This window comes from Brachybacterium sp. AOP42-C2-15 (assembly GCF_052377065.1).
Taxonomy (GTDB): domain Bacteria; phylum Actinomycetota; class Actinomycetes; order Actinomycetales; family Dermabacteraceae; genus Brachybacterium.
In genome coordinates, this window is the sequence record NZ_JBQSWK010000028.1 from 47,731 (window position 1) to 55,894 (window position 8,164).

Annotated in this window: 4 protein-coding genes and 1 pseudogene; 1 reads left to right on the top strand and 4 read right to left on the bottom strand. The window is 64.7% G+C overall.

The genetic code is table 11. The annotated features are described in order from the left end of the window. Positions 1-24 precede the first annotated feature (24 nt). A complete protein-coding gene (locus ACT3SQ_RS14385) occupies positions 25-1,689 on the bottom strand; it encodes an SWIM zinc finger family protein (protein WP_444601257.1) in 1,665 nt (554 codons plus the stop codon). A gap of 523 nt (positions 1,690-2,212) precedes the next feature. Here ACT3SQ_RS14385 and ACT3SQ_RS14390 point away from each other — a divergent pair. Continuing rightward, a pseudogene (locus ACT3SQ_RS14390) lies at positions 2,213-2,461 on the top strand (Atu4866 domain-containing protein); the annotation flags it as partial. Between the two features lie 427 nt (positions 2,462-2,888). Here the strand turns inward: ACT3SQ_RS14390 and ACT3SQ_RS14395 are convergent. The 3 genes from ACT3SQ_RS14395 to ACT3SQ_RS14405 form a co-directional block, all read right to left on the bottom strand. Next, positions 2,889-6,254: a Swt1 family HEPN domain-containing protein gene (locus ACT3SQ_RS14395; RefSeq protein ID WP_444601258.1), complete on the bottom strand. Its 3,366-nt coding sequence runs from the start codon at positions 6,252-6,254 to the stop codon at positions 2,889-2,891. 1 nt (position 6,255) lies between these two features. Next, entirely contained in the window at positions 6,256-7,932 is a 1,677-nt protein-coding gene (locus ACT3SQ_RS14400; RefSeq protein ID WP_444601259.1) for a DUF262 domain-containing protein, read from the bottom strand. Position 7,933: 1 nt separating this feature from the next. Next, positions 7,934-8,164 (bottom strand): hypothetical protein (locus tag ACT3SQ_RS14405; RefSeq protein WP_444601260.1); only part of this gene is annotated, 231 nt, incomplete at its 5' end.

Consider the following 8,164-nt stretch of genomic DNA (forward strand, 5'->3'; position numbering starts at 1 on the left):
TCACGGAAGCGCACGGGTCGTGTTCTACCCCGGCAGTCCCGCCTTGCTGAACTCATCCTGCAGTGCGGGGCGCCGACGATTCTGGGCGCGGAGGTCGCGGATCTGCGCCGTCAGCGCCTTGGCGTCGGCTCCGCCGACGTAGCCCTGTGCTTCCGTGAGCAGCTGCGCCGCCTCCGCGTATGCGGAACGCTGCCCGCCGGCGATGGACGCCCGTGCGAGGTCGTACAGCGCTCGCGCTGCCTCCGCCCCGTCGGCGCTCGCTCGCCACCGGGCGAGGGTCAGCCATGCGGAGTCTCGAGCCCCGTGCTCGGCCGCCGTCTCCCAGGCGCGAGGCATGTCCTCATCCCAGAGCAGCACGTCCACGAACGACGGCCAGGTGCCGTGCTCGCCGGCTTGCTCCTGCAGGATGGTGAGAGCCTGCTCTCGCCAGTGTGCAAAGGCGGGTCCGCTCCTGAGCTTGAGGGACTGGAAGGTGCGCAGGAAGGGCTGCTCGGCGAAGTTCGTCCACGACAGCTCGGCAGCCTCGTCGTGTCGGCCCGCGCGGGCGAAGGCCTCGGCGGCGACGGCCCGGAATCGGGCGCTGTCACCGAAGCGCTCCAGCAGTGCCCGTGCTTCGAGCACCGCGTCATCGATGCGCTGTGCGTCCAGGAGGACATCGATGAGTGCGGCAGCGTCACTGTCGGTGTCGAGCTCCGCTCTCAGCAGCGCGACCAGACCGTCGGTGCCGCCGATCGCCTCGGCGATTCGTCTGCGCTGCGCCGCGACCTGGTAGCGGTGAGCACGGTCATCGTCGCTGAGGCTGCGCCAGCGCTCCTCCACCGCGTCGCGGAACTGCTCGAGTCCCTCGGTGCCGAGCAGGTCGCGGTACTGCGCAGCGGCATCGAGGAACACCTCCAGCTCACTGGTGAGTGCTCGGCGCGCGAGGTCCTGCGCGAGCTCTCGCGGATCTCCCGGGGACGCCTGTGTGGCGCGCAGATGGATCTCCTCGGCCCGGACGCAGGCGACGGACAGCCCGCCACCAGAGTCATCCACATCGTCCAGGAGCTCTTCGAAGCCGTCGAGGGCGAGCAGAGTGAGTCGCGCGGCGGCCCGTGAAGCGCCGAGCTCGAGCAGTTCTTCGATGCTGTCGAGTGCCTCCTCGATGCCGGTGAAGAAGTCATGCGCTTCGTAGTAGGAGACGGACCCGCCGGTCTCCAGAGAGCTGAGGAGCTGACTGCGCACGGCATCCTCGTCGACGCTGTCCTCGGGATCGGCGCCGGCGGCAATGAGCAGCTGTGCGTGCAGGGTGGGATCATCCTGTGTGACAGCAAGCAGCTGGTCCGCGAGCCATTCACGGTCCTGGGCGAGCAGGAACTCGCGCAGATCCGGCACCTGCGGTACTGGTTCCGCTGCGGGTTCGGCGGCCGACGGCTCCGAGTCCTCGAGCCAGAGCAGCGCGGCAGCGACGATGTGCTTGCAGATCGGCTGATCGTCCGCGAACGGGCAGATGCACGAGCCGGTGAGGCGACCGGTAGCGACGGAAAGCCGCACCGTGTACTCCTGCGTTCCCATCACCATCGCGACGGCGCTGCGCGACCCGGCCGAGACCAGTGCGACCCGACCTTGCTCGGCGTAGTGCAGACCGCGATGGAACAGGACGTCACCAGCGTGCAGGCGAAGGGTGTCCTCGGAGAAGGGCAGCGGTGGCATGGGGTCCATTGTGGTGGCTGGGCAGTGCGCGCGAAACCGGACAAACTGGCACATGGGAAAACGCCTCCAAATGTCACCGTGGTGGTCGATGCTTGACGCATGGGATCTCAACGGTGGAGTACTCCGGTGAAAGTCGCGCATACGCTGGATGAGTCAACTCGGCGTGCCTTGATGGCCATGGCGGGGAATCCTGAGCCGGCGAGATCGGCTTCAAAGGTTCCGCCGCGCTCGACTCCGAACAGATCTCCTCGTCAGCCCCGCAGTCCCGCTGCCAGCGTGGAGACTCTGGCTGCGCAGGCCGGCCCAGCAGTGGCGTCGAAGAGCGCAGCGGCAGCCCAGAGGATGGCTGCTGCCGCGCGGCGCCGGCGTACCACCGCACCGCAGACCGCCACGAAAGCTCCGGCCGCTATCGCACCTCTCGCTCCGGCACCGATTGCGGGACTGCCGCACGGACAGGTGACAGGACGGCGAGCCGGTCAGGCGTGCCGGGACCGACAAGCTCGCGGCGGAGGATCCGCGCCTCGGCACGTGGCGGGACCCGCAGCGGGACATGACGCAGATCCTCACACCGGAGTGCCGCTACAGCGAGACCCGCGCCGGCCGGAGAGATGCTTACACCGGCCGTTTCTGGCTGGACCGCGAGCGCATCACCTACCTGGACGACGACGGATTCTGGGCCTTCGGCCAGTACCACGACGGGGTGCTGCACCATGCGGGGTTCGTGCTGGAGCCGTCTCCCGCCGATGATTCAGTCCGTGGCACGGACGGGTGATGCCGAGACATCGCATGTCCGCGTCCATCAGCTCGGCGACGCCGAGGGCGAGCATCATTCCCGCGAACACCAGTGAGGTCCCGGGCATCGGGGGCGGTGTCGGTGATGGCCGGGATCACCAAGGAGGCGCTCAGCAGCAGGCCGAAGACGACCGGGCTGAACTGGGCCGGGTCACCGATTCTTGGAGGAGACTCGGAGCATCTCGTTGTCCCCGGCTTCCGCCACCGATGACAGAACCCGACCTCACCTGTCGCACCAGAGCGCAGCGGCACAGAAGCGCAGCGGAAGTACGGGACTGCCGCACGAACAGGTGACCGCTTCAACTATGGGTGCGGCAGCCCCGACTCTTGTGCATGAACCGTCACCTCGACCTACCCTTCGATATCGTGACGCAGGCAGGTCTACACGCCCGCCTACAACGTTCACCTCACTCCTCGAAGCCGAACTGATCGAACTTCAGCGTCGCCGCGTTCTCCGCCACCGTCCGTCGTGCCGACTCATCAAAGCCGACGGAATGATCCGCCTCGATCTCGACCCGTACGGAGAGCCCTCCGCCTCGCAGGTGCGGCAGGATTTCGTCGAAGATCTGCTTGAAGTCGACGGCTTCTTTACTGGTGGATAGGGTTTTGGCTCCGAAGAAATGCCGCTTGACCGGGGCCGGTGCGGGCACCGGAGGAGTCGGTCCCGGGAGGTGTCGTGTCGGACTCGACCCCTGTGATGGGTCCTCGTCCTGGTCCTGGTCCTCGTCCTCGTCCTTGCGCCGTTGCTCCAACGCGGTCTTCGGCTGGACGACGAGTGTGGCCGCGCTGACATTCGGGGGTGCCCCGTTGTCGTCGGGGAGCCACAGCCCCTCATAGCGGCCGGTTAGGTCGTCGAACCCCTGCGCGAGCGCAAATCCGTCCATCTGCCAGAGCATCGCCTGATCCACCACGCCCTTGATGAGCACGGACTGATCCCGCAGTCGCGGCATGTACGGGTACTGCGCATACAGACCCCAGAGGTCCCCGACGGAAACGTGACCGCGTTCCCACACCTTCGGGACGCGGTTGATCGCCATCCGCACGAGGGTCGCAGCATGTCGCACGACGAGGTTGCCGTCGTTGCCCAGCCGCTTGGTTACCCGCTCCGCGAGCGATGTCCCCTGGCCCTCGACCTTCGCCTCGGTGAGCGTGAAGTGCTGACCGGGATCGGGCTGAGTCGGTTGCAGCAGCCACTGGTAGGTGTTGTGCAGTCGCGTCTCGATGGTCCGGTCGGCCTGCCGCTGCCGTTCATCCGCCTGGTTCTTCTGGTTCCCAGTCAGGTCCAGGTCGACGTCACGCAGCACCTCGCTCCACCCGAGGTAGTCCCGCGTGGCCGACTCCAGCTCCTCGAGACGGTTGGCATCAGCAGCAAGGAAGACGAGCATGTTGCGGTTGGTCCGGTTGCTCGTGCCCTTCTGCTCCAAGGCCTTTTGCGAGAACTCCGCCGCGTCGCTGCCCTTGCTGATCCCACCCTTCTCGTGGCTGAATTTGGGGTGCAGCACGACGAGTCGAGCTTCGGCAGTGTCCGGGATGTCGGCGTTCTCCACGGGGCAGACGTGGACGGCACAGAACGCTCCCTGGGCCCTAGCTTGGCTCTGGAGTCGCCGGATGATCTCTGCCCACACCTCTTCCTTGTGGAAGCGAGCCGCCTGATCCTTGGCCTGCCGAGTAATGTTGGCCTGTAGGTCGTACCAATACTTTCCTCCCCCGGAATAGAAATACGTCGCACGGTCGGCAAGCCGGTTCAGCGCGGAGTGGAAGTTACCGGGAACGTCTCCCGGAACTGCAGTCCCGAGAAAGACCCGCTGCGTCTCGACCCCCTTCTGTGCGGCACCGATCGTCGGGGCGGCACCGAAGAAGACCGTGCGGGCTAGCCGCCTCGTCGTGCGACGCTGGCCGTAGAGGGGCTTCGACTGGTCAATCTTGGCCGGCTCGCTGTTCTCGCCGTCGACGTCAGCGTCGATGACGGCCTTCCACTGGTCGGGTAGGTACTGGGAGAGCTCCGAGTTCACCTCCCCCGTAGCCAACGGGATGGACGAAGGGAGGATGAGCGGCCCCGAGTCCTCCCCTACCCACAGCGCGTGGATGACGGTGTTCATCAGGCGCAGCACTCCGCGGGTGCGCTGGAACCGCTCGAGGCTCGACCAGTCCTCATAGAGACGGTCGAAGAGCTCGGGGTGGATCGGGTATGTCTGCTTGATCCGCTCCTCATAGGCGATATCGCGAGCCTCCCGCGGGAACTCGTCGCTGTGGGTGCGGTACATCTCGACGAATCCGCGAGCGGTGGCACCGATGGCGGCGAGTGCCTCGGCATCCGGCGCGACGAAGAGCCGCTGTCTAACGATGTGATAGGCCTCGTTGGAGCTGGCGGGGCGCCACTGGTCCGCGACACGCCGGACGACGTTCTGCAATCGCTTGAGTGCCTCGAGTCCGTGGCTTCCCCCGACCTCCTCGGCGTTGCCGGCGACGAGCTTGCCGTCGTTGCTCTCGGACGCAGGGATGGAGATGGCCAGCAGGACACCACTCGTCCCCTTCGTCGCTTCGGTCAGAGACTGGGCAAAGGTGAACTGGTCATCGAAGGTGCCGCCCGCGAGGCGACTGCTCGGGTCGGATGGATCGCGGCCGTAGAGGGCGCGGGCGTAGGCGACCCACTCGTCGATGAGGATGACGGCCGGTGCGTACTTTGCGAGGAGTGTGTGGAGCGCGGCACCGGGCGGAGTGGATGCCTTGTCCGCGTCGGCAACGATCGCGTATCCCTCGGGACCACCCAACTGCCAGGCCAGTTCGCCCCACACTGTGTTGACGACAGTGCCGTCGGACTTGGTGTCGCCACTCGGTGAGAGGTGGTTACCGACGATCGCGACACGCCTGACCTTGTGCTCAGCCGGGTCGAACCCGTGCTCAGCGAGGAGCTCTTGGATCTCTTGCGGATAGTCCCCGCTCGGAGTGCCACCGGCCAGATGCCACAGGGAGAGCATCGAGTGGGTCTTGCCACCACCGAAGTTCGTCTGCAGGTTGATGACAGGCGTTGCGTTGTCATCCCCGGACAGACGTCGTATGGCACGGCCCATCAGGTCCCGCAGGCCATCTGTGAGGTATGTGCGGGCGAAGAACTCGACGGGGTCGGCGTAGTCCCTGCCTTGGTCTGCTGCGCCGGTGGCAACCTTGTAGAGGTCGGCGGCGAACTCCGAGGCTTGGAAGTTCCCGGTCGCGACGTCCTCGTGCGGTTGGAGGACCTCACGCCAGGGACGCAGACCGGAGCTGTCGGGGCTGACTCCGGCTGCGGCCTTCAGCGTCCGCTTGTCATCCCGGTCGGCTGTGACACGGCGGAGGTTGAGCCGGATCCTCTTGACCGCGGCGGCGGCATCGGGAGCGTTGACCGCGGCGAGCAACCGCTCGGCCGTGTCCAGCGCGCGGTAGGCGTCATCGTCCTTGAAGGTTCCGTTGTGTGCCCACGAATTCCGCACATCCCGAAGTTCCGAGGCGTAGGACTGCTGCGTCCGACTGAGCATGTCGTTGAACGGATACCAGCCCTGCTTGTACTGCCCGGTGATGTTCTCGCTGAGCATGCGTAGTTGCATGTGCTGGTCGAGGGGGTCGTAGGTCTTCGTCGCGGGTGCGCCGTTCTTGACGTCCTTGGCCTGGACGAGTTTCACCCACTCCGCCCCGAGTGCCGGGTCATCCGCACCGACGACAGAGGAGATGAAGTCGTCGAGCGCCGGCGCCATCACCTCGAACATCTTGCCTATGCGGTCCCGATTGCTCAGTGCCATGTCAGATCAATCCCCATTCTTGGCCCAAGATGCCAACGAGCTTGTTCTGTCGCCCCTTGACGATCTCTGGCGTCCATTCGTCGTGTTGCAGCACCTGCGTGGTCAGTGCAAAGACTGCCGAGCCAGAACTGCCAGCGAAGTACTTTCGCTTCTTCTTCTCAAAGTCGTAATTGCTTGCCGCCCCGTTCTTGCGTCTGTTCAGCAGTAGTAGGTTTCCGAGCCTGTGTGTCCACTGGTCGCGCTGGTCCGCGTCGAAGACTGCAGCCCACACGCTGTCAGGGCCCGGATTCTGCGGAAGGACGTGCTCGATACTGATGATGGAGTGGTTGTAGGTGACTCCGGGGTCGTTCTTCAGGAGCTCATCGAGCGTTAGGAGGACGTGTCGCGCCCGGCGGGACTGCATCCGGTACACCTCACCGTCGAGCGCTTCCACTGCAGACGCGCGTTCATCGTCACTGAGATCGAAACTCGGGGCGCTGGCACCCATCCCGTCCTTCAGTTCTGAGAGAAGCATCAGGTAGCGCTCGATACGCGGTGTGGTATATATGCCCCGGAGGAGCAGCATGGCTGCCAGGCGTTCCAGACGCTGCAGTGCCCTGGTGAGTTCCTCAGGGTCGTTCTTGAGATGCACGATCGCCCAGAGTGCAGCGGGCCTCCAGTCCTTGTTGTCGACCCTTCCCAGACGGCGCAGGGATGTGGCAATGCCATGCCACTCCGGACCCGCCCCCAGCTCGGTCGTCATCGTCGCTTCGAATGCGGATGCATATGGCAGGAGCAGTTCATCGATGAAGGCCCCTGGCTTGTCACCTTCGAGGTACGGGCGGAGTACCTGAGCTGGAAACTCCTTGAGGAGCTCAAGACGAGCCCGCTCACCACTCACGACGGTGCGGATGTCCCGGAAGAGGTCCGAGAATGCGTCGGTCCCCAATGCCTCCTCGGCGGACTCCCACTTCTTCGAGTAGTCATCACTGACCGACATCGCTCCGAGCACCGTGGACTTGAAAATATCTGCCGGCGCGAGGTCCAGGCCTCGTGCGTTCATCACGCTGAAGATGCGGTAGGCACTGTCGAGATCCACAGTTGTGACAACGACCAGATACGTCTTCGTCCGTAGGAGCGTTGCCAGAGCGTTCCGACGCTTGTCGTCCCACTCGTTGAGTCGCTTGCGCAGTGCACGTGCGTTGTCTCGAATGGTTAGTTGAGGGTCGGTCAGCGTGCCAACGCTACTGAGGGAGATCAAGTCGTTCGTTCCACCATCGGTCTGGACGAACTCAGTGAAGAACGCTGCATCCTGCTCACGCAGAGTGAGCCTCGGCATGGACGGGATACCGTCCAGCTCGACACCCTCCTCCATTACCATGGCCCCCAGGACATGACGATTCGCGGGCGACTCCGCGAGGTCTCGCAGCAGGGCGAAAATGATGCTCAGAGTCGTCAAACGCTGTTGACCATCGATGACGTCAAACTTCGGTGCGCCACGGTCAACCAAAACCACAGAGCCGAGAAAATACTGGTTCTCTCCCTCACGATCAAGAACGTCCTCGAGGTCGTCGAGCAGTAGGAGAGCCTGCTCGGTGCCCCACCTGTATGGCCGCTGATACGCGGGAATGGTGAACTCGAAGTCACTCGAGAACACCTTGTTCAGTGGCCACTCGTGGGCGCTGAGACTCTGGCTCATCTCAGTCCTCCTCGTCGAAGTCGAAGGCGGGCTGTGTGTCGGTGGGCCCGCGCTGAGCGCGGGATGCCTCGAGGATTTCTGGCCAGGAGGTCGCGATGTTGTTGAAGGACAGTGCGTCCTTGGTCCAGCCATTCTTCTCTGCAATGGAGTAGAGGAGGAAGGCGAGCTCCTTGACGAGGTCGGTCTCGATCGCACCGTCGTCTCGTGACAGTGCTTCGGCAAGAAAGGCCCC

Coding starts and splice junctions, on each gene's coding strand:
- ACT3SQ_RS14400 (WP_444601259.1), bottom strand. CDS start 7,932: ATGAGCCAGAGTCTCAGCGCCCACGAGTGGCCACTGAACAAGGTGTTC.
- ACT3SQ_RS14395 (WP_444601258.1), bottom strand. CDS start 6,254: ATGGCACTGAGCAATCGGGACCGCATAGGCAAGATGTTCGAGGTGATG.
- ACT3SQ_RS14385 (WP_444601257.1), bottom strand. CDS start 1,689: ATGCCACCGCTGCCCTTCTCCGAGGACACCCTTCGCCTGCACGCTGGT.